We start from the raw sequence: 21,569 nt of genomic DNA on the forward strand, positions 1-21,569 counted from the left end.
GACGTTCACACTATCGGACGATACGACTCGCTTGGATAAAGCGAGTCACGAACCAGGCCGACGATTAATTATCCCCGCTCGAGAAGCTATCACAGTCGACCGATCAGCCATCGGTCATCGTTCAGTTCGTCGTCACTCGTCGTCGGAGTCGCTCTTCGATCCGGCCGAGTCCGTTCGAGACGTTACGCGCATACGACAGCAGATAGAAACCGATCTTCTCGGTCCGTGAGAGTTCCGTCCAGCCGTCGAGCCTACGAACTCGTCCGGGTCGTGGCGGCAGATACGGCATCGGATTGAGGACGATCGGTATCGGGCTGTCGTATCGATCCGAGTGAAACGTCCGGAGTTGCGAGAGCCCGCGTCCAACGCGACGGGACTTTCCTAAAAGCGCATCCACCGTCGATCGCGTCGGATGGTACATCGTCACGTCTGCTGTGAAGTGTAACTTCCGACCCGAATCCCTGACTCGATGGCCGTACTCCCTATCTCCACCCGAGATCAGTCGTGGGTCGAACCCACCGACATCGTCGACGACGGACCGTCGGATCAGTAGACAACACGTCGGTGCAAACCCCATCTCCTCGATGAAGTGCTCGATCGGGAATCCGGTCTGTAGGTTGTACCGTTCAGCAAGCGAGCCGTTGCCCTCCGAGGCGACCATCTCGACGTTACAGCCCATATACTCGGCGTCCCTTCGTTCGAACGCACGGACTGCATCGACTAGCCACTCGTCTTCGACGATCATGTCGGCGTCGACGAACGCCAAGACGTCGCCGCTCGCGTTCGCAATCCCTGTGTTTCGCGCGGCGTAGGAACTCTGCCGATCGTCCTCAAGCAGATACGTAACCCGTTCGTGTTCGTCTGCGTACGTCTGAACGACCGCCGGCGTCTCGTCCGTCGAATCGTTGTCGACGACCAAAATTTCGTGGGCGTCGTCCGGATACGTCTGTTCGATCAACGAGTCGAGTGTCGTCCGAACTCCCGAGGGATCGTTGTACACGGGAACGACGATCGAAACCGCCGGCCACTCGTCGACGGGTCCGCCTTTTTCCCGGTGTTCGGCTCGAGAACTGTGTCCATCCATAGTCCCTGCAACTGACGGTCGCTACCTGACCACTCGAGAACAGGGATCAAAAGTATCGGCTTCATTACTCGGAGACTATCATCGATAGCAGACAGTAAGCGAACGCTATCTCTCGTGACTGCTCGAGAATCCATCTCATAAATAAGTAGCCTACACTGATCATTCTGGATATGTGTACAGTGTCGTGGACCGGTATTCGATCCACTCTTCTACGGACCGGGGGTGAGCTATGTCACTCGTCAGCGTAATCGTACCGACGTACGATCGGCCGGAGTTCATCCAGGGTGCAGTCGAGACCGCTCTCGGCCAAACTCACGATGAAATCGAAGTCGTAATCGTCTGTGATCCGCCCATCGCCGAAACGCGGGCTGCCCTCGGGCGATATGAAGACGACGAGCGCGTACGCGCGTTCTACAACGATGAACGGATCGGAATTTCGGCGAGTCGAAACCGCGCGATCGAGCATGCACGCGGCGAGTACATCTGTATCTTGGACGACGATGACCGCTGGCGTCCCTCCAAGGTCGAGCGACAACTCGACGTAATGGCTGAACACCCGGACTGTGGCGTCGTTTATACTGGCGGTTTGATCCGGAAGAACGGACGGATCGTCGGCTCCTACACACCGTCGATGCGTGGCGACATCTATCCGACGATCCTCGCTGGTTTCGATCTCAAACCCTACTCGAGTCACATGTTACGGGCAGAGTGTTTCGAGACGGTCGGATCGTACGACACTGCATTCGAGTGTGGCGAAGACTGGGACCACGCCATCCGCGTTGCTCGCGAATACGAGTACGAATACGTCGACGAACCGCTGGTCGTTCGGCAGTTCCACGACTGTAACGTCTCGAACCAGGGCGTTCCCGATCGAACTGAAGATGTCGATCTCGAGGAAGCCATGGACATTCCGGCGCAAATCTGGTCGAAATACCGTCCGGAGATCGAACGTCATCCCGAAATCGAGCGTCAATTGCGGTATGGACGCCACGTCGCCTACGGGTGGAAAGAGATCGATCGTAATAACAGGCGACGGGCCCTTCGGTACGGCCTGGGAGCGGCGAAATACGGACCGACGGTAACGGGTCTCTCGATCTGTTGTTTGGCCCTGCTTGGCCCAACCGCACTCGACCTCGCTCGGACTGCTCGCGATACGATCGTTCACTCACAGTTCGCTCACTCCAGTGAGGAACACGTGACTAAGTAGTCCTGAGGAAGCGTTTAACATCCGTCTAACCACACGTCTGACCGACGCAACCGACCAGTTCACGTGGTCAGGAAGAATCGTCCGAAAAACGCGCGGCCGTCCGACCTGACCGATGGATCATCGAACGACGATACGAACGGCTGCACTATTCAAGCGACTGACCGTCAAAGCGGGTAATACTGCCGGCCAGAAGTCAGTGACCCGTCGGTCGCGGATTCGCGGCCGTCACCGTCGGCAACGGCCGCAGTAGTGCGACCGCCGGTGAATAGTTCTGTCCGGCAGTATAAACAGACTGGATTACGGACTGTTTGAATAACTGAAACGGTACTAACGAGGGAGGATAGCAGTCACTGAAACGACTTACACACCGGTCACAACGTTGTTCTGTGATCGAACGTGCAGCTGGCGTCAGTGGTGACTCGAATGTCCCTTATCAGGTGTATAGTGAACCGTCGAGTAGACGAAACGGACACGTAATGTACGTGTCTCCCGTGTGCCGGGATCTGCGACGTTCCTCCGACTGGAACTCTCTCGATCGAACTACAGCTACGGCGCCGGCCGTCGAACGGCCGACGCCGCTTGATACGGACTGCTGTCCCGATCTCCCGTCGATCGCCGATTCAGTCTGGCGATCGGTGGGACGTGACGACAGCAGACCGTCTTCCTGGGCAGCGACCGATCGATCGGCGTCGAGAACGGCCACCACGACGAACACGTAACGCAACCGCTTCATTCATACTGACAATGAGACGAAACGTCCGACAGCAGCATACGGAAACCCGAACGGTTCAGCAGAGCGTTCAGATCTTACTGACCGTTAGTGGTATTGTCCTTCTGGTACTTGGGTTGGTGCTTGCCGCAAGCGGGGCTTCCGTCAACAACGCGATCAGTTCAGTGACCGACGAGTGGGACGATTCAGGCGATACCGACGACACGGAGTCGACTGACGAGGAGAGCGACGGAGACGGCGACGACGCCAGCGACACTGATGACGGTGGTGACGCTGACGATGGCGATACCACTGGTGATAGCGATGCTGATGAGGATAACGATAGCGACGACGATAGCGACGCTGACGACGGCGATACCACTGATGATAGCGATGCCGATGAGAATAACGATAGCGACGCTGACGACGATGAGGACGCACACGACGAGACGCACACGCTGACGACGATCGTCACGGACGACGACGGTGACGTGGTCGACGATGTCACCATCACGGTCACTCCGGAAACCGGGCCAAGTGAAGAGCGAACCGTCGACGACGGTGAAGCCGAATTCGAACTCGAGGACGGCGAGTACGACGTCACTGCCGAGGCTGACGACTACGAGCCAGCCGCCGATGACGTCGAGATCGACGGCGACGACGAGTCGATTATGCTGGAACTCGAGGACGATGACACACACACGCTTACGGTGACCGTCGAGGACGATGGTGACGCGGTCGACGACGCCACCGTAACGGTCACCGAGGAGTCGTCAGGCCTACTTCCGGGCGAGGAAATCGATGAACGGGACGTCGACGACGGTGAAGCCGAATTCGAACTCGAGGACGGCGAGTACGACGTCACTGCCGAGGCGGACGACTACGAGCCGGCCGACGACGACGTCGAGATCGATGGCGACGACGCGTCGATCACGCTGGAACTCGAGGACGACTAATCCTGCTGTCTCGGCACACTGATATCGCGCCAGTCGGCTCCGTATCGATCGCCGGAGAGAGGATCGATCACGTTTGATATAGAGCAAGAACGTGGCGCGGGCGAGTGATACTGTCGGACAGTAGTCAGTGACCGTCGGTCGCGACATCGCGGCCGTCACCTTCGGAGACGGCCGCAGTCGCGCGACCGATCGTCGAATCGTACCGTCAGACAGTATGAAAGTCTTGGAGGTTCGTTTTCGACGACTACCGTTCCAACCGTCGACTGATAGGTGAAATCGATAGTCGTCGTCCGATTCTACCTATCAGTTCAGGCGTGGACCACCACTACGTTTCCAGATGCTGTAGAGAGGAGCGGAAAACGGCATTTCGTATTCGAACTGGCCGGCAGCGTGGTCGCTATACGATGGTAGCTACTGCCCGTCACTGCACACCCGATCGCCCGTGGGGGAGCGCGGGTCGACGCGACCACCGGCGCGATCCCCGCGAACTGGCGGGCGGAGGCCGGCGTGAGCCGTGCGCCCTGCGATCGGTGTGGAAATCGGTTCAGTTGGTACTATAGAGTCGGAGTCCCCGAACGCCCACGACCAGGACGTCCCGTGGTGGTCGAGGGAGGACCGCCGTGATCTCCGTGGACGCGAGGAGAGGATACTGGAGCAGCGTGAGGTATACACGCATCAGACCGTAGACCACGGGCAGGTGATCGCCTACGAGGGCGACCGTCCGGTGGAGACCGCAAAGAGCGGTATCCCCCGGGTCGGCAGTCACTCGACGTACGGCTTCGGCGAGCTGCGAGTGAAACGGTCTCCTGTCGTCACTGCCCGCCGACCGCCAGGACCGGATCGGCGATCGGCGGGACCTCGGGACAGCAGTCCGTATGAAACCCACCGAGCCCCGATCGGACCGATAAGAATCAGAGGAAAAGACAAAGAGCACCGGATGAGATAACGCATGCGAGACGGAGGAATCGGCACGAAAAATCACGCCGCAGGCTGAATAACGAAATCGGATTTGCAACAACTGATAGCGATCGATCCGCTCATTCGACCGTGACGCTTTTCGCGAGGTTGCGCGGCTTGTCGATCGGTCGGTCGAGCAGGTCGGCGGCGTGGTAAGAGACCAGTTGCAACTGCACGTTCGCGAGGAGCCCCGCCCAGACGGGGTGGGTCTCGGGGATCGACAGGTGCGTGTCGGCGGCATCGGCGAGCGGGTGGTCGTCGGGACAGACCGCGACGATCGGCGCACCGCGAGCCTGGGCCTCGATCGCGTTCGTCTTCGTTTTCCCGTCGTCACCGGTGGCAACGGCGAACACCGGTGTCTCCGGCGTCACGAGCGCGAGCGGGCCGTGTTTGAGTTCGCCGGCGGCAAAGCCCTCGGCGTGCTCGTAGGTGATCTCTTTGAACTTCAACGCGCCCTCGAGAGCCACCGAGTGACCTAGCCCGTTCCCGATGAAGAAATACGAGTCACTGTTGTGGAACTCCCGGGCGAGCGCCTCGGCGTCGGTGGTCTCGATGACAGTCTCGACGTGCTCGGGGAGGTCCGCAAGCGACTCGAGCATCGTCTCGCTGTCCGCAAGCGGTGTGGCCGTCGGTACGTCGGCGGCGATCCGCTGGGTGAGCAACGCGAGCGTGACTGCCTGCGAGGAGAACGTCTTGGTCGCGGCGACGCCGACCTCCGGGCCGGCACGGATGTAGATCGCATCGTCCGCTTCACGGGCGGCCGTCGAGCCGACGACGTTGGTGACAGCAAGCGACCGGGCGCCACGTTCGGTCGCCGTGCGGACCGCCTGGAGCGTGTCCGCGGTTTCGCCGCTTTGGGTGACCGCGACGACGAGTGTGTCGTCGTCGACCGGACCGGCCATCGTCTCGTACTCGCTTGCGCGGACGACTTCCGTTCGAACGCCGGCCGATCGCAGCAGTTGGGCGCCGTACATCGCTGCGTGGTAGGAGGTCCCACAGGCGACGAACTGGACGGTCTCGACGTCCGTAAACGTGCCCGAAGGGAGCGCGTCGAACGCGACCGCTCCGTCCTCGACACGGCCCTCAATCGTGTTCGAGAGTGCCGTCGGCTGGGTGTGGATCTCCTTTAACATGTAGTGGTCGTACTCGCCTTTTCCCGCGTCTTCCGGGTCCCAGTCGACGGTGTCGACCGGCCGATCGACGGGCGTCCCGTCGGCGTCGGTGATCCGATAGGAATCGGGCTCGAGAACGACGAGATCGCCGTCTTCGAGGTAGATCACCTCGTCGGTGTAGTCGAGAAACGCCGGGACGTCACTGGCGAGGAACCACTCCTCGTCGTCGAGACCGAGGACCAGCGGCGAGCCGTTGCGCGCGGCGTAGACCCGCTCCTCACCGTCGACAATCGCGGCGATTGCATAGCTGCCTTCGAGTGTCTCGACGGCCTGTCGGACTGCGTGTTCGGTGTCGTCTGCCGTCGCTCGATACTCGTCGATGAGATGCGGGATGACCTCCGTGTCGGTGTCGCTGTCGAACTCGTGGCCTCGCTCGCACAGCTCGGCCCGGAGCTCGTCGTAGTTGTCGATGACCCCATTGTGGACCACCGCGACGTCACCCGCGGTGTCCGTATGCGGGTGGGCGTTCTCGTCGGTCGGCGGTCCGTGGGTGCTCCAGCGGGTGTGGCCGATTCCGATGTTACCGTGGAGCTGGTGCTCGAGCGACGACTTGAGATCGTCGACCTCGCCCGAGCACTTGCGGACCTTGACCCCGGAGCCGTTCTGAACCGCAATTCCCGCGGAGTCGTACCCACGGTACTCGAGGTTCTCGAGGCCGGATAGCAGGGTCTCGGTCGCGTCATCGTGACCGATACGGGCGATGATCCCACACATCAGCCGCTCACCTCCGCTCGAGTCGGTGTTCGAACCGACGGGAGACTGCCCGCGGAGCGATGGTGCGTGAATCGGGCCGTCGTCCCGACGGTCATCGCCACGCGGTTCGAGCCAGCGATCTGGAGCGTCGTAGTGCGTGTCATTGTTCTCGGTCGCCCGCGTCCGTCCGTCTGCCGGCGGACCGGGTCGTTACTCGGCCCAACGTCGATGCGGGCCATTACTATACCACGAATAAGACACCGGCTATCGGTATCATAAGTCCGAGTTCGGTTGCAGTCACTGCAATTTCGGACTGCCCCGAGCACTCGGGAGCGTATCGGCGTTCCGGAGAGCCGGCGTGCAATCGCGCCGATCACTCGAGACGGGACGTTCATGGGCCGGACGGATCGAGCGATGATACGGAGTTCCGTACCGAGTTCCCGGTGCGACTGTTGGACGGGTTGGGTTGTGCAGGAACTGACGAGCAATCCAGACGATAGGGATCGAGTCAACAGCGGTTCGAAACGGCAGTCGCTTTCGGTACCTCGAATCGGGCCGGTCAGGCTGATGTCTGGCGACTTACACTGGGATTAAACAGCGGTACAGCCTTCGAGAAAGGGGATCGGCGGCGGGAGCGTCGGATGCGGTCTGTTCGACCCGGCTTCCGGTGGGCGATCGGCGCGATGATGTGGGGGTGGTTAGGCGATTACGGAAGCGGGTTCTCGGCGTCGTGTGACTGTGAGGAGTCGTCTGCCGACCGATCGGACAGCGTGATGACGTTCTCCCGGCCGACCGACGCCTTCTCGATCATATCGTCGGAATCCATCTGCGAGCAGATGCGACTGACTTTCGACTTCGACCAGCCGGTTTCGTCGGCGATCCGATGCTGACGGAGTCGGCCGTGGTTTTCGACAAGCAGTCTGACGACTTCTCCTTCGTCACTCAGCAGCTCCGAGGGTGTGTCGGGTGAGATATAGTGTTCGAACGCCTGGTCGGCGTGGGTGGGTGAGCCGTTCGTCTCGGAGTCGTGATCCGACTCCGTCTCCGACGACTCCGCTGTCGCCGCCGGTCGCAACGAGAGCGTGGTCAGTTCGACGTCGCGGTCTGACAACTCGTCGGCGATTCGGATCGCGACGAGACCTCCGATCAGCAGGAACAGAACCGCAATCAGCGCCACTTCGACGGTCGACGTGAGACCGAGGAGCGACGTCCCGGGAACTATCTCGACGACCGCGGATCGATCGCCGACCTCGAGGGTCGTGCCGACCGCGTGCGTGTCGAGTCGGCGAGCTATCGCTTCGGTCGCGTCGATCGATACGCTGCTGTGAATCGACGCGAACGGGACGTACACTCCGATCTGAGACGTTGGCACCATGGATGTTGCGGTTCTGATACGGTCGGCGGTGGCCGGGAGACCGTCCTCGTATGTTCGCCGACCGCATCCGATGTGGAGATTCCCACACCCTTCATTATAGAGCCGTATAAGACCGGTTTAGCACCGAGTTAAGCTCCAGCCGGCCACTCAATCGTTTGTAGCCGATTCGGTGCCACAGAGGGTCTGATAACGGCTTTTTCTAACGGATGAGGCTGCCGAAACCGTTTATTCCGGCTATAGTAAACCGGCCTGTCCGTCTCGGGTCGACTCGAGGAACACGAGCAGCACAGTTCGACGGTCACCGTCGCACCCGATCGTGTGGCGGCTCAGCGAAACTCGTCTCAGACATGACTACGACACTCAGCGACACCGAGAACCGAGCGGACGACCGAGCCAGCGGACACGCGGTCCACTCGAGCGACGAGGGATCGGCCAGCGAACACGTCGACGATGCGTCGGCCCGAGAGGCGACGATCTGTGTCGTCGGCCTCGGCTACGTCGGCCTCCCGCTTGCGGTCGGCTTCGCCCAGTCGAACTATCGCGTCGTTGGGTACGACGTCGACGAGTCGACGGTCGAACGGCTCCAGTCGGGCGTCGATACGACCGGTGATCTCTCGGACGACGTGATCCAGGCCGGTGACGTCTCCTATACGACCGACGCGACACGCATCGGCGACGCGGACTACGTCGTCATCGCCGTCCCGACGCCGATCGACGAGGACGATCGGCCGGATCTCAGTTACGTCAAGAGCGCTGCGACGACCGTCGGTGCGGAGATGAACCCCGGCACGACGGTTGTCCTCGAGTCGACGGTCTACCCGGGGACGACCCGCGAGGTTCTCGTTCCAGCCCTCGAGTCGGCGTCGGAGATGACCGCAGGGGAGGATTTCTTCGTCGGCTACTCTCCGGAACGAGCGACGCCCGGCGACGAGGAACACGGGCTCGCCGACGTCGTCAAGGTCGTCGGCGCACAGAACGAGAAAGTCCTCGACGACGTGGCGACGCTCTACGAATCGGTCGTCGATGCGGGCGTCCACCGCGCGCCCTCGATCGAGGTCGCCGAGGCCAGCAAGGTCGTCGAGAACACCCAGCGGGACCTCAACATCGCGTTCGTCAACGAACTCTCGATGGCGCTCGAACGGATGGATATCGACGCCAAGGCGGTTCTCGAGGCCGCGGGGACGAAGTGGAACTTCCACGACTACCGGCCGGGACTGGTCGGCGGCCACTGCATTCCCGTCGATCCGTACTTCCTCGCCTACCGATCGTCTCAGGCGGGATACGAACCGGAACTCGTGTGCGCGAGTCGGGAGGTCAACGAGTCGGTACCCAACCACGTCGCCGAACTGACGATGAAAGCGCTCAACGAGTGTCACAAGACACTCCGCGAGAGCCGCGTGCTCGTTCTGGGGTTGTCGTACAAACCGGGCGTCGGAGACATTCGGAGCTCGAAGGTCGCGGACGTCGTCGATCGGCTCGAGGAGTACGACATCGACGTCGCCGGCTTCGATCCGTTCGCGGACGACGAGACGGTCCGAGACGCGTTCGGAATCGAGGTCCAGGAGACGCTCTCGTTCGAGGGATTCGACGCCGTCGTGCTCGCGACGCCGCATGCGGAGTTCGAACGACTCGACCTCGAGGCCGTGGCGGCCGAACTCGACTCTCACCCGGCGTTGATCGACGTGAACGGATCGTTCGACGACGATACGGCCCGTGAGGCGGGGTTCGTCTACCGACGATTATGACGGCCCACTCGCGCTGCCGGCCACTCGAGGAAGGGACGTTGCGGGTCATCGTGACGATTCAACACCCCGGACACGTCCACTTCTTTCGACACCCGATCCGGGAACTACAGGCCCGTGGCCACGAGGTCTACGTCTTCGCGCGCGAAAACGACGTCGCGATCGACCTCCTCGAGGCCTACGGGATCGATCACGAGGTGCTCGCCGGCGCGTCCGACTCGCTGGTTTCGCTGGCCGCCGTTCAGGCGACCTGGGAGACGAAGCTCCTGCGCCGAGCACGTCGGATCGAGCCGGACGTCATTACCGCTATCGGCGGCGTCGCCGCCGCACACGTCGGCTCGGTGTTGCGAACGACGAGTCTCGTCTTCTACGACACCGAGCACGCGACGCTGATCAAGAAACTCGCCTACCCGTTTGCCGACGTCGTCTGTACGCCGTCGTGTTACCGCGGGGACGTTGGTCCAAAGCAGGTGTCGTATCCGGGCTATCACGAACTCGCGTACCTCCATCCCGACCGGTTCGCTCCGGATCCGACCGTTCTCGAGTCACTCGGGTTGGCACCCGACGACCGCTTTGCCGTGGTTCGACTCAGTAGCTGGGAAGCGTCCCACGACGTCGGTCACGGCGGCTTCGACGACCCCCGCGAGATCGTCGATCGACTCGAGGACACGGGCATGACGGTGTTGCTCTCGGCGGAGGGTGAGCCACCGGCCGACCTCGAGGCCTACCAGTTCGAGACCGAGCCCGAGCGACTCCACGATCTGCTCGCCTACGCGGACGTCGTGTTGAGCGAGGGTGCGACGACCGCGGCGGAAGCCGCCGTCCTCGGCACGCCGGCGGTCTACGTCAATCCGCTCTCGCTGGGCTATACCTCCGAACTCGAGTCGGAGTACGGGCTTCTGTTCGAGTACACTGGTGAGATGCGACACGTCCGCGGGTTAGAACGGACGGCTTCGATCCTCGAGGAGCCACCCGAAGCGTGGGCGCGACGTCGCCAGCAGCTGCTCGACGAGCGGATCGACGTGACCGCGTTCGTCGTCGATCGGATCGAGACGCTCGCGCGGACGTCCGCGTCGAACCAGTCGACGGCTGCAGTCAACCCGAGCTAAGCATGAAGGTTCTCCAGTTGGTCACCTCGCCGCGGCCGTTTTTCGATCAGCAAGTGTCGGCCCTCGAAGCACGCGGCATCGACTGTACGGTTCGTGCCGTCCCCGGCGCACACAGCGATGGCGGCCGATCACCGGTCGACTACGCCCGGTTCTATCCGGCTATCCTCTCGGAGATCCGGTCGACGGAGTACGACGTTGTTCACGCGAACTTCGGCCTCACTGCGCCGTTTGCGTTCGCTCAGCCGACCCGACCGATCGTGGTGACCCTGTGGGGAACGGATCTGATGAGCGATCGATCGTGGCTCCGACGGATCAGCCGATACGCTGTCCGAAGGGCCGACGCTGCGATCGTTCCGAGCCAGCCAATGTCGGAACTGCTCGAGACCGATCACCAGCGGATCCCGTTTGGCGTCGACACCGACCTGTTCAGACCGATTCCACAGTCGACGGCCCGCGAACGTGTCGGCTGGGAAACCGACCGTCCCGTCGCGTTGTTTCCGTACGACACCGACCGATCGGTCAAGGACTTCCCGCGGGCACGTCGGCTTGTCGAACGAGTCGACGCCGACCTCGAGTTGCGACCGATCTCCGGCGTTTCCCACGCCGAGATTCCCTATTACATGAACGCAAGCGACGTTCTCCTCGTTACGTCGACCCGCGAGAGCGGTCCGATGGTGGTCAAAGAAGCCGCTGCGTGTAATCTGCCGGTCGTCTCGACCGACGTCGGATTCGTCCGCGAGACGCTTTCGGGCGTGGCCGGCTGCGTCGTCAGCGACGACGACAGCGAACTGGCTGCCGGCCTCGAGCGAATCGCGGTCGAACGCGGTCGAAGCGACGGGCGCGAGGTGATCGACGGACTGAGCCTCGACGCACTGGGGGAGCGCCTCCACGACGTGTATCGAGGCGTCATCGACCGGTCCGACCACTCGAGTCGACCGACGGAGGTGAGCCATGGGACGTAACCCGATGCAGCGGCTCTCCGAGATGCGGCCGCTTCGACTCGATACCGTCGCGGCGATCACCGGACTCCTAATCGCGCTTGGGTTGTTCCCGCTGCGATTTTTCGCGTCACAGATCTATCTCAACACCGTCCCGGTGGTGCTCGGAATCGCCTGTACGCTGTATCTCGTCGGGCTCTACCAACAACAGCGAACGGAGGGCCACGAGCGTCCGACGCTTCCGTCGCAGGTGACGATGGCGCTTCCGAGTCTCGTCCTCGTCGGCCTCGCGGCACTGATCGTGTTGACGGTCCTCGAGGGCGCGCGGACGATCCGCTTTTTCGCCCTGGCGAGCGTCGTCGGGACGCTCGTGATCGGACAGATCGCGTTCGCGAGCGACGACGATTTCAACACCCGGCTGTTGTTGCTCCAGATCGTCCTCTTCGCGCTGGTCTTTCGCTTTACTGCGCTGTACGCGACGCCCGGCTACGTCGGGATCGACGTCTGGACACACATGGAGCTGACAGACCAGATCGTCACGGAGGGGTCCGTCGGTGCGATCTCTCACGACAAACACTACGCCTCGCCGTTCTATCACCTTCTTGTCACCGCCTCGTCGCTGCTGTTCGACGTCTCGTTGCGGACCGCCCTCTACTTCTCGCTTGGCCTCGCGATGCCGATCTCGGTCCTGCTCGTTTACGCCGCGGCGAACCTGCTGGTCTCACAGCGGTGGGCGACGCTCGCGACGGCCCTGTTCGCCCTCGCGAGCCACGTCTCGATGTGGGGGCTGCATCTCATCCCGACGAGTATGGGACTGGTCTTCTTCCTCGCGTTGCTGTACGCGTTGCTCCGTGTGATGCGTACCGAGTATACGGTCCGGGACTTCTCGCTGTTGCTCCTGACGAGTGTCGCCGTGATCCTCACCCACCAGGTGTCGACGTTCATCATGCTCGTCCTGTTGATCGCGGCGTTCGTCGCCCAGTTGGTCTTCGAGATCGGGCCACTCGGGCTCACACGACTCGATACGAGCGTGTTCCGGACCAAGAAGCCAGTCAACCTCGTCGGTCTCGTCGTCTTCAACTTCGGACTGACGATCTTCGTCTGGTCGCTGACTCCCTACCGCGAGCAGTCGTTCCTGGCTACCGTCCTGAGCTTCTTCAGACAGACGGTCGAGGAGAGCGCTGGCTTCCTCAACATCGCAAGCGGCTCGACAGGCGACGATGCCGAGAGCGAAGCCGCCGAGGCGGCGACGACGCTGCTCGACCAGATCGTCCCCTACGTCGATACCCTCGGCTTCCTCTTCCTGCTCGGGGCGACGTTCGTCGGCTGTCTGTACATCGTCCACCGACGCCGGGCCGAGCAGTCGGTGTTCACGCTGTTGCTCGCGTCGGCGTTTATGCTTGTGTTCGTCCTCGGGTTCCCGATGTTCGGGATTCACACGTTCATCCCGACCCGTTGGTTCGCGTTTCTCTACGCGCCGATGGCGATCCTGGCCGCGATTGGGCTCCGGACTATCGATCGCGACCTCGCGTCGACGATCGCCGTTTCGGTCCTCCTGTTGTTCGCACTCGTCTATCCAGGAGCGATGATTATGGCGACCGAGAGCAACATCGACAATCCGGTCTTCGACGACCATCACGAACGGCTCGCGTACGACGAATCGGAACTCGCTGCAGTCGAGTCGATCGCCGAGATGACCGGCTCACCCGATGGCAGTGAAATCCGGCCGGATCAGCGGCTCTATACCGACCATCCCTATCAGACGCTGATAACCAGGACCGGTGCGTATCCGTCGACGACGGCTGCGACGGTTCCCGACGGTGGGAGCGCCGACCACGAGTACACGGTCTATCGATCGTCGGCGTCGACCGAAGCGGTCTACTTCCAGAACGCCGACGGAGAGGGTCGGATCGAGCAGGTCTCGAAAGACCGGCTCTGTGGACCCGATCAGGCCACGGTCTACACGAACGGCGACGTGACGATGTGTACGCCCTCGCCAGCGACCGGCCAGTAGATAGCTCGCTGTCGTCCCCCAGAACTCGCTTCTTTCATACGGTTTACTGTACGTCATTACCGGCGTAACCGCCGCCCAGGTCGCGGTTACACCGGTACATCGGTACAGCAATCCGTATCACTCCATTTCGCGTCTCGAACGTCAGATCCGTGTGTTCGATCAATTCGGCTACAGTCGCTCTCGAGGCAACGACCTTGGGAACGTTGCCGTCTGCCGGTAGACTGAGACGGACTGCTGTACCGAGTTCCCGCCGACCGCTACCGTTCTGGCGATCAGCGGCTAGTACCGTTCCACCCGTCGACTGCTGGGTCGAATCCTGCGGTGTCGTCCGATTCGACCCATCAGTGCAGGCGTGGACCGTCACTAGTGACGACAGGAGCCGTATGAAGGCGCGTGTACGGTCGTACACCGTCGACAGAACGGTTGATACATTCACGGCGGCGTCTTCGGCCGCTGAGACGTCGACCGATCTCGAGTGCGTAACTCGAGTCGTGATCCGCGAATTGCGACGGACGGTGAATACATCGAATCGGCAGCGAACGGGCACTCGATCGTCTTTACACGACGAGACGGGCCCGATACCGCCACCGGAAGTCAGTGCTGGCACAACAGACCCGTCTATGGTCGCACCGGTAGGACATCGTACGAGAGAACGGAACATCGACGGTATCGAACCAAGACGACGGCCGTCACTCGACTTCGATCGGGAGATGGATCGTCCGGTAGGCGTTCTCGGAGGTAGGCTCGGAAGGTGGCTCACCCTCGTACAGAAGCAGCGTCATCCGGAGGTCGTCGCCCTGCATCGTTGGCGTGACCTCGAGAGACTGTGTCTGGGTCTCGCCGTCGGCGACTGTCGCGGCCGTCCGGTCGAGTTCCTCGCGTTCGGTGACGGTCGCGTTGTCCCCGTCACCGTCGCTTACCCGCTCGAGTACGGCGACGGTCGTGTACTCGCGGTCCTCGTGTTCGTTGTTGGTGATCGTCGCCTCCAACGCCGCGGTTTCACCGGCGGTGTAGTTCGACTCGTACATCGTCTCGGTGTCGGCGGTGACGTTCTCCGTTTCGACCGAAAACTCGGTGAACCCGTCGTGTTGTGGTGGGTTGGCGATGGCGAACCCACCGCTTGCAAGCAACACGACCAGACCGATGACGATCGCGACGTTGTACGGCCGCGACTCGATGCGGTCGTAGACGTTCGGTCCACGTCGCGTAAAGAACAGCGACTTCACCGACAGCCCCGGCGTGAACCGTCGCTCCGGCCGACACCGGTATCGAGCCACGATCGCGAGAAGCGAGAGCGAGACGGTAAGCAACGCAATCCCGGAAAGCACTGTTTCCAGGGTGATACCCCCAGGGGTCGCGGACGCGAAAAGGGTAATCGCGGGGACGAGGGAAATACTAAAGACGACTGACAGGACGAACCGCTCGAGCGGCTCGAGACCACCGGTCACCAGACGGGGTGTTTCGAGCCCAGTCGTCGCCGTATCGAACGACTGGTACTCGTCGTTCGGTTCGGACGGAAACAGGACCGAGACCAGCGCATACCCGGGAAGAAAGACGACGAGCGGGATCGCTATCGCGACGCGAACGACGCCATCGATACCGGAGAACACACCGAACGTGAGGGCGCCAGTGAACGCGATGACTGCTGCCAGATCGAAAAACCACCACTGGGTGTCGCTCATTCTGGGGTAAACTGGGGTGGGAACGGGGTTTATTATCGTCCCGATAAGCCCGTTCGATCGGAGCAGTCCGACGCCCGTCAGACGCCGATATATCACATTTTGGATACTGACTGCACTTAAGTCACTTCCGGTGGTTCTGAACGGTTCAAGTTGATCAACAGTCCCAAACTACAGTGCTAGAACGATTGCATAAATGATGGCACAGAGAGAGAAACAACTCGGCGTGAGAGTTGCGAATCTTGTGTATCAGATCTTCATGGACTGGAATAGGGCTGTTATAAAATGGAGGAAAATAATTCTCCAGATCATGAAATTGCCTGAAACGAGAAATCTTTATTACCCACTTCTGATTAGGGGTCAACTGGCGCGATGAACGCAGAACATATCAGTTCCGAAGAACAGGGTGAGCAGGAGATGACCGACGCAGATGGCAGTCCAGACGAGGGTGACTCGCTCTCGAAAGACGAAATCTTTCACCTGCTGCAAAACGAGCGTCGTCGGCTGGTCCTCCGGTATCTTCGTGGCACCGACGAGCCCGTTCGCATGCGGGACGTCGCCGAGCAGGTCGCAGCGTGGGAACACGATACCACCGTCGAGGAACTCACGTCGAAACAGCGCCAGCGCGTCTATATCCCGCTCTATCAATCGCATCTCTCCAAGCTCGACGAAGCGGGCCTCATCGAGTACCAGAAAAACCGCGGGATCGTCGAACGGAAATCGCTCGCAGATCGGGTCGATCAGTATCTCCAGGACTCCCCCGACACGGACTCGACTGACGAGCGATCCGACGAGAGCTGGGATGACTACTATATCGGATCGACTGTCGTCGGATTCGCCCTGTTGCTCGGCGCCGTACTCGAGCTACCGTTTACGTCGTTTCTCTCTGGAGTCACACTGAGCGCGCTGATTCTGCTCCTCTTTACGGTCTCGACGATCAGACGGATACTCGACTGAAACCGTCGCTAGCGCCGTCCTGGTTCGAATCAAACGAACAACGTGAAAACGAGAAATGCGAGTGCCAACGCGGATACGGAAACCGCTATGAGGAAGATAAGAAGGCCTCTCGAGGCTGACCTGCTCGAGGAGTGTCGACTGGCGGCGTCCGATCGGACTGTCCGCCGTTCGACGAGTCCCTGTTCCTCGTCGAACTCGATGTGTCCCGTCGCGTCGAGTTCCGGCAGCCGATGCTGGTGGAGCCGTTCGTGGACTGTTGCCCACGTCTCCACGGGCGGCCGGGCGGGATTGATCAGTTGGTCGGCGACTTCGTCGACAGTAGCGGGTGTTTCCATCTCGTCGAGTATTGCTACCAGCTCGCTGTTCGACTCCGGGACGAATTCGGCTGCGCCGTCGCTCGAGAAGTCACTCGTCTCCGTGTGATAGATCGTCACTCCTGACTCGGTATCGTCGGGGCTGTCGCCGGTAGAATCGGCCGACGTCGAGCACAACCAGAACGGCGTCAGACGCATATTTCGCGGTAGCCTCGCGTGGTATATAAGTATTGTTACGGTTTATTGGCTGTTGTCGATACGAGCCGCCATTAGCAGGGTACAAACCACAGTTCCACCTGATCAAAACGGGTGTCAACCGAAAGCAGTCCGGGAAATCGATCACGCGGTCGCGAACTCCCGCGGTGTAAGCCACGGTAGGGAACACGTCTCGGCCGCGCCCCAGTACGCGAGCCAACCGCGGAGGTCGACGAGCCGGAGTTTGTGTCTGACGGGCAGTTCGTGGACGTGCTCGAGATCGGCCAAGAACCGCTGATCGAAATCGTACCGTTCGAAGAGCCGTTCGCGATCGGGCCAGGGTGGCTGAAACGACTTCAAAAACGGCGTCTTCCGGCGGACGAAGCGCTCGATTTCGTTGAGTAGCGTGGCGTCGTGTGGGCGGTCTGGCGGCCTGTGTCGCAGAATGTCGTCGTCGAGCCGTTTACAGGCCTCGAGGAACGTCTCTGTCGTACGATGTTCCGGTGGCGTCCGGAGGTGCCAGTCGATCAGTTCGCGGTCGGTCGCCAGAAACGCCGTCACGAACTGATCGGACAACTGCGTGTGGAACGGAAGCGACGGCTGATTGGCGATGCCGACGCAGTTGATCGTGTTCTGTACCGACTCCGCACGGGACGCTCGCGCGTCGAGTTCGTCTTCGATCGCCGTCTCGACGAACGTCTCCGGGTCGACGTCGAACGACGTTCGTGCAGCGAGTTCGCGACTGGCCTCCGGACTGTAGCCAAACGTCTCGAGTAACTCCCCGACTGGATCGGGGTCGGGATCGAGTGTTCCAGTTGGGATCCGCTTGTCGAGGACGTCGACGGTCGTCTCCGCAGTGAAGTGGCCCCGGAAGAACGTATCACAGAGCAGGCCATGAAACATCGTGTCGACGTCTATCTCGTCGGTGTAGCCGGCGTGGTGGATGTGAAGTGATTCCTTGATCCCCTGTGAGTAGCGAACTTTCGATTCGTCGGGCAGGAGATACCGTTCGTCCGGTGGAAACGCCGTGTGTGACACGCCGTACTGGTCGGCGAGCCGATCCGCGACCCGTACTTCCTGTGCGTCCGGCTCGCCGACCGTATAGCCGCGATCGAGCGAGGAATGCTGGGAGAGGATGATCCGCGAATCGAATCCGGCAGACAGCAAGACGCCGCTTGCGTCGGGCAACACCGATCGCCGCTGGAAGGCCCGCTCGAGCCGGTCGGCGAGTTCGGCGGTGTAATCGAACGTCTCCGGCCGGTAGACGAACCGTTCGAGCGGGTCGACCGAGTCGACCGTGAGGACGCTGTCGACTGGGAGCCGATTCAGTTCCGAGACGGCGGTCTTCTCGCCGAGTGCGACGCCGAGATGGAGAAACTCGAGGACACCGTCCCGATCGATCGTCGGTTCGGGGATCGTCCGACCGACTTCGCCGGCATCGGTACCAAAGACGCGACTATCCGATTCGTCGGTGTAGAAACACTCACGAGATCGAATCGGGTCCGTCGCGACGAACGAATCGTCGTCAGTTCCGGCATCGAGAACGGCCAGATACGAGCCGTTGAGCGACTGCAATGCGTCGCGACCGACGTCCCTGTAGCGTTCGAGAAGCCACCGCGCGACGGAGGAGTCGTCGTCGGGGGCGTGCGCTTCTCCCCAGACGACACACTGGCCGTTGGCGTCGGTATAACTGCTCGTCCAGCCTGGCGTTCCGAGATCGGGGTCTCTGATCCCGACCGTAACCGATGGGGCGGCGAGCACCTGATCGAACTCGTCGTTCGTTCTGAACCGCTCGAACGTCTCTCTATCGTCGAATACACCGAAGAGTTCCCTGTTCATCGAATACCACCGCACCGACGCACGGATCGAGACGAGCGACGTCGATTCGACCGACGGTCGCTCGCCTCGAGCGCGTCCGCATGCGTTATCGCCTCTCCGGACAGTCCGGCAATTACTATGGCATTGTTAAGCCCCGATGCTGCCGTTAGCTGGCGGTTCAACCGCTGGCCGAGGGCCGACTATCGGATCCATAATAATGTGGTGACTGTCGATATCTTCGATCCACCAATGTCTCAGCAGCGACCGACCCGCCGCCGCGTTCTCGCCCTGTCGAGTGCAACCGCGATCGCAGGACTCGCGGGCTGTGCCGACCGCCTCGATTCGATCGGTGGCTCCGACGACGACGATGACAGCGAGACAGGGGGCGAGTCCACCGGACAGGCAGCCGCACTCGCGGACGGCGTCCCCCCGCTCGAGACCGAATACGACAGCCGCGAGCAGTATCGCCAGCCAGGCGAGTCGTTCGATGACTTCAGTGACCTCGACGACTGGGAGGTCGTTCACGGTTCGGGTGACGCCGACGAGGACGTGGTCTTCGACGGCAACCAGAGCTTCCGACTGCAGTCGGACGGGAGCGAAAACATCGTCGCACAGCGGTCTCTCGGGAGCGAAGACCTCACCGACACGGACTTTTCGTTTGCGATCCGGACGACGACCCCTCAGAACATCACGGTCAACCTTCGGCTCGTCGACCAGTTCGGGAGCGACAAGGTGTACTCGCTTCGAGAGATCACGTATCGCGACCCCGACGTCGGCTGGTTCCGCTCGAGTCCGGGCGTCTTCGAACAGAGCGACTACGAACCCGCACTGGATGCACTCGACCGCATCGAGATCCAGGTGCTCCACTCGATGGACGAGGCGGAGGTCTGGATCGACGACCTACGAACCCACGACAAACCCGATCAGGGGTACGTCATGCTGGTCTGGGACGACGGGTTCAGCGACTACTACGAGCGCGCCTCACCGCTACACGACGAGTACGGGTTCCGGACCGTCCAGGCGCCGGTTCCGCGCTGGGTCGAACAGAACCGCGATGGGATCATGACGACGTCCGAACTCCTGGAACGACAGGACGAGGGCGACCAGATCGTCGTTCACGGAACGCACGACCCCATTCACGAGTACGACGACGAGAACGCGATCGAGACGCGCCTCGAGAACGACAAGCAGTGGTTCATCAACAACGGCTTCGAGGGCGCAGACTACATCGTCTACCCGCACAACAGCTACGACAAGACGAGCCTCGAGTACAAGACCGACTACCACTACTGTGGCGGCTTCAACCAGTCCGGAAACGTCAACACGACGAGCGTCTACGGCTTCGATCCACTGGCACTGCCCCGGACGATCGGTCACGACCTCGAGATTTCGAAGCGGTGTGTCGACCTCGCCGCGGAGCACAACCAGTGTACCATTCTGAACTTCCACGAGTTCAGCGTGGAGAACACGATGCCCGAAGACGATTACGAGCAGCTGCTCGCACACATCGAGGACGCAGACGTCGAGGTCATCACCTTCGACGAACTCTGGGAACTGCGAACCGAACAGCACTACTGATACTGCCGGACAGCAGTCAGTGCGCCGTCGGTCGCGCATTCGCGGCCGTTACTCGGTCAGGACGCGTCGAACGATCGCCGTCCGACTCAGAACCGTCGCGACGAGACCGATCACAAGCACCGCGGCGATCGGACCCGGTCGTCGCCGAACGCCGGTGCCAGCAGCCCAGCACAGCCCCGGATACCGACGTGGCGACGTCGCGGCCGTTCGCAGGTACCACAGCCCGCGGAGGAGCCGTCCCTCGGAGAGGTAAGCCTTCGCGACGATGAGCCGGTGTGTGGCGCGAATCTCGTACCCGTCGTCCTCGAACCGGTCGACCGTTTCCTCGTACATCGACAGGTACTGCTCGCTGGCCGACCGGATGACGTCCGCTGACGGCTGGCCCGTCTCCTCGCGGACGACCAGTTTCTCGTCGACGTACGCGAGCCTGCCCGCCTCGAGTACCCGCAGGCAGAACTCGGGGTCCTGAAACCGGTCGAGTTCTTCGTCGAAGCCGCCGATCTCGCGGGCGACGTCGGTTCGGACGAGTAGCGTCGACCCCGCACCCGGTTGGACGTTGTCCGCCAGAATCTCGCCGATCAGTTCCTCGCCGCCTTCCATCGTCGGCCGGTCGTCACCGCGAGCGAGGACGGACGCGGCGACAGAGCGGAGTCGACCGCTCGAGCCCGAAAGCTCGTAGCTCGTATCGCAGTAGACGCCGACCCAGTCCTCGGACCGTCCCTCGAGGGCGTCGAGCTGTCGTTCGAGTTTCTCGGGGTGCCATTCGTCGTCGGAGTCGAGGAAGGCGACGTACTCGCCGCGGGCGTGCTCGATGCCCGTATTCCGGGCGACGTTGGCCCCCTGATTGGTCGCGTGGACGACGGGCCGGACACGGGGGTCCTCGTAGCCGGAAAGCACTGATGGCGTCTCGTCGGTCGATCCGTCGTCGACGACGACCACCTCGATGTCGTCGATCGTCTGTGCGAGCGCGCTGTCGATCGCACGGGGAAGCGTCTCGGCTCTGTCGTATGTCGGGATAACGACGCTCACTCTGGGCATTTTCCGCCACTCCCGCCGCTCGGTCCATTATTAT

At 61.6% G+C, this 21,569-nt stretch carries 16 protein-coding genes and 1 pseudogene; 9 read left to right on the forward strand and 8 right to left on the reverse strand.

All coding sequences use genetic code 11. The features are described 5' to 3' along the window. Positions 1-121 precede the first annotated feature (121 nt). Entirely contained in the window at positions 122-1,084 is a 963-nt protein-coding gene (locus RBH26_RS13405) for a glycosyltransferase (RefSeq protein WP_306758848.1), read from the reverse strand. Between the two features lie 229 nt (positions 1,085-1,313). Between RBH26_RS13405 and RBH26_RS13410 the strand changes: the two genes are divergently transcribed. The 3 genes and pseudogenes from RBH26_RS13410 to RBH26_RS21355 all read left to right on the forward strand — a co-directional run. Beyond that, positions 1,314-2,291 (forward strand): glycosyltransferase family 2 protein, encoded by a 978-nt coding sequence (locus RBH26_RS13410; protein ID WP_306758849.1) that lies wholly within the window; start codon positions 1,314-1,316, stop codon positions 2,289-2,291. A 744-nt stretch (positions 2,292-3,035) separates the two neighbouring features. Continuing rightward, the gene (locus RBH26_RS13415) at positions 3,036-3,956 is read left to right on the forward strand and encodes a carboxypeptidase regulatory-like domain-containing protein (protein WP_306758850.1); all 921 of its coding nucleotides are present in this window, start codon (positions 3,036-3,038) and stop codon (positions 3,954-3,956) included. Positions 3,957-4,488: 532 nt separating this feature from the next. Further along, positions 4,489-4,755 (forward strand): annotated as a pseudogene (locus RBH26_RS21355) (hypothetical protein); the annotation flags it as partial. Positions 4,756-4,993: 238 nt separating this feature from the next. Here the strand turns inward: RBH26_RS21355 and glmS are convergent. The 3 genes from glmS to RBH26_RS13430 form a co-directional block, all read right to left on the reverse strand. Then, positions 4,994-6,799, reverse strand: coding sequence for a glutamine--fructose-6-phosphate transaminase (isomerizing) (gene glmS, locus RBH26_RS13420; RefSeq protein ID WP_306758851.1), 1,806 nt, complete (start codon positions 6,797-6,799; stop codon positions 4,994-4,996). Then, a complete protein-coding gene (locus tag RBH26_RS13425) occupies positions 6,799-6,942 on the reverse strand; it encodes a hypothetical protein (protein WP_306758852.1) in 144 nt (47 codons plus the stop codon). The genes glmS and RBH26_RS13425 overlap by 1 nt, the downstream gene beginning before the upstream one ends. 542 nt (positions 6,943-7,484) lie before the next feature. Then, a complete protein-coding gene (locus RBH26_RS13430) occupies positions 7,485-8,153 on the reverse strand; it encodes a MarR family transcriptional regulator (protein ID WP_306758853.1) in 669 nt (222 codons plus the stop codon). Between the two features lie 347 nt (positions 8,154-8,500). Here RBH26_RS13430 and RBH26_RS13435 point away from each other — a divergent pair, with 347 nt between their 5' ends. The 4 genes from RBH26_RS13435 to RBH26_RS13450 are packed head-to-tail and all read left to right on the forward strand — an operon-like array spanning position 8,501 to position 13,956. Continuing rightward, positions 8,501-9,898 carry a nucleotide sugar dehydrogenase gene (locus RBH26_RS13435; RefSeq protein ID WP_306758854.1) on the forward strand — a complete coding sequence of 466 codons (1,398 nt, stop codon included), beginning with the start codon at positions 8,501-8,503 and terminating at the stop codon, positions 9,896-9,898. Positions 9,899-9,936: 38 nt separating this feature from the next. Continuing rightward, complete coding sequence (locus RBH26_RS13440; protein WP_306758871.1) at positions 9,937-11,004, forward strand: DUF354 domain-containing protein; 1,068 nt, start codon at positions 9,937-9,939, stop codon at positions 11,002-11,004. Between the two features lie 2 nt (positions 11,005-11,006). Further along, a complete protein-coding gene (locus tag RBH26_RS13445) occupies positions 11,007-11,966 on the forward strand; it encodes a glycosyltransferase (RefSeq protein WP_306758855.1) in 960 nt (319 codons plus the stop codon). Beyond that, on the forward strand, positions 11,956-13,956 hold the full coding sequence (locus tag RBH26_RS13450; protein ID WP_306758856.1) for a hypothetical protein: 2,001 nt from the start codon (positions 11,956-11,958) through the stop codon (positions 13,954-13,956). The genes RBH26_RS13445 and RBH26_RS13450 overlap by 11 nt, the downstream gene beginning before the upstream one ends. A 689-nt stretch (positions 13,957-14,645) precedes the next feature. On the opposite strand, the gene RBH26_RS13455 is transcribed toward RBH26_RS13450, so the two are convergent. Further along, positions 14,646-15,638 (reverse strand): DUF1616 domain-containing protein, encoded by a 993-nt coding sequence (locus RBH26_RS13455; RefSeq protein ID WP_306758857.1) that lies wholly within the window; start codon positions 15,636-15,638, stop codon positions 14,646-14,648. 369 nt (positions 15,639-16,007) lie between these two features. Here RBH26_RS13455 and RBH26_RS13460 point away from each other — a divergent pair, with 369 nt between their 5' ends. Next, positions 16,008-16,592 carry a hypothetical protein gene (locus RBH26_RS13460; protein WP_306758858.1) on the forward strand — a complete coding sequence of 195 codons (585 nt, stop codon included), beginning with the start codon at positions 16,008-16,010 and terminating at the stop codon, positions 16,590-16,592. Positions 16,593-16,621: 29 nt separating this feature from the next. On the opposite strand, the gene RBH26_RS13465 is transcribed toward RBH26_RS13460, so the two are convergent. Further along, positions 16,622-17,104 carry a hypothetical protein gene (locus RBH26_RS13465; protein WP_306758860.1) on the reverse strand — a complete coding sequence of 161 codons (483 nt, stop codon included), beginning with the start codon at positions 17,102-17,104 and terminating at the stop codon, positions 16,622-16,624. Positions 17,105-17,245: 141 nt separating this feature from the next. Further along, positions 17,246-18,940: a hypothetical protein gene (locus RBH26_RS13470; RefSeq protein WP_306758861.1), complete on the reverse strand. Its 1,695-nt coding sequence runs from the start codon at positions 18,938-18,940 to the stop codon at positions 17,246-17,248. A gap of 228 nt (positions 18,941-19,168) precedes the next feature. On the opposite strand from RBH26_RS13470, the gene RBH26_RS13475 reads away from it, so the two are divergent. Continuing rightward, positions 19,169-20,497: a polysaccharide deacetylase family protein gene (locus RBH26_RS13475; RefSeq protein WP_306758862.1), complete on the forward strand. Its 1,329-nt coding sequence runs from the start codon at positions 19,169-19,171 to the stop codon at positions 20,495-20,497. A gap of 48 nt (positions 20,498-20,545) precedes the next feature. Here the strand turns inward: RBH26_RS13475 and RBH26_RS13480 are convergent, their stop codons facing one another. Next, complete coding sequence (locus RBH26_RS13480; RefSeq protein WP_306758863.1) at positions 20,546-21,535, reverse strand: glycosyltransferase family 2 protein; 990 nt, start codon at positions 21,533-21,535, stop codon at positions 20,546-20,548. Positions 21,536-21,569: the final 34 nt, after the last annotated feature.

Source organism: Natronolimnohabitans sp. A-GB9 (assembly GCF_030848565.1).
Lineage (GTDB): Archaea > Halobacteriota > Halobacteria > Halobacteriales > Natrialbaceae > Natronolimnohabitans.

Excerpts from the sequence above, each read along its gene's own strand:
- RBH26_RS13470 (WP_306758861.1), bottom strand. The coding sequence starts at position 18,940 with ATGAACAGGGAACTCTTCGGTGTATTCGACGATAGAGAGACGTTCGAG.
- RBH26_RS13475 (WP_306758862.1), top strand. The coding sequence starts at position 19,169 with ATGTCTCAGCAGCGACCGACCCGCCGCCGCGTTCTCGCCCTGTCGAGT.
- RBH26_RS13405 (WP_306758848.1), bottom strand. The coding sequence starts at position 1,084 with ATGGATGGACACAGTTCTCGAGCCGAACACCGGGAAAAAGGCGGACCC.
- RBH26_RS13450 (WP_306758856.1), top strand. The coding sequence starts at position 11,956 with ATGGGACGTAACCCGATGCAGCGGCTCTCCGAGATGCGGCCGCTTCGA.
- RBH26_RS13435 (WP_306758854.1), top strand. The coding sequence starts at position 8,501 with ATGACTACGACACTCAGCGACACCGAGAACCGAGCGGACGACCGAGCC.
- RBH26_RS13430 (WP_306758853.1), bottom strand. The coding sequence starts at position 8,153 with ATGGTGCCAACGTCTCAGATCGGAGTGTACGTCCCGTTCGCGTCGATT.
- RBH26_RS13410 (WP_306758849.1), top strand. The coding sequence starts at position 1,314 with ATGTCACTCGTCAGCGTAATCGTACCGACGTACGATCGGCCGGAGTTC.
- RBH26_RS13460 (WP_306758858.1), top strand. The coding sequence starts at position 16,008 with ATGAACGCAGAACATATCAGTTCCGAAGAACAGGGTGAGCAGGAGATG.
- RBH26_RS13425 (WP_306758852.1), bottom strand. The coding sequence starts at position 6,942 with ATGACACGCACTACGACGCTCCAGATCGCTGGCTCGAACCGCGTGGCG.
- RBH26_RS13480 (WP_306758863.1), bottom strand. The coding sequence starts at position 21,535 with ATGCCCAGAGTGAGCGTCGTTATCCCGACATACGACAGAGCCGAGACG.
- glmS (WP_306758851.1), bottom strand. The coding sequence starts at position 6,799 with ATGTGTGGGATCATCGCCCGTATCGGTCACGATGACGCGACCGAGACC.
- RBH26_RS13445 (WP_306758855.1), top strand. The coding sequence starts at position 11,007 with ATGAAGGTTCTCCAGTTGGTCACCTCGCCGCGGCCGTTTTTCGATCAG.
- RBH26_RS13465 (WP_306758860.1), bottom strand. The coding sequence starts at position 17,104 with ATGCGTCTGACGCCGTTCTGGTTGTGCTCGACGTCGGCCGATTCTACC.
- RBH26_RS13415 (WP_306758850.1), top strand. The coding sequence starts at position 3,036 with ATGAGACGAAACGTCCGACAGCAGCATACGGAAACCCGAACGGTTCAG.
- RBH26_RS13455 (WP_306758857.1), bottom strand. The coding sequence starts at position 15,638 with ATGAGCGACACCCAGTGGTGGTTTTTCGATCTGGCAGCAGTCATCGCG.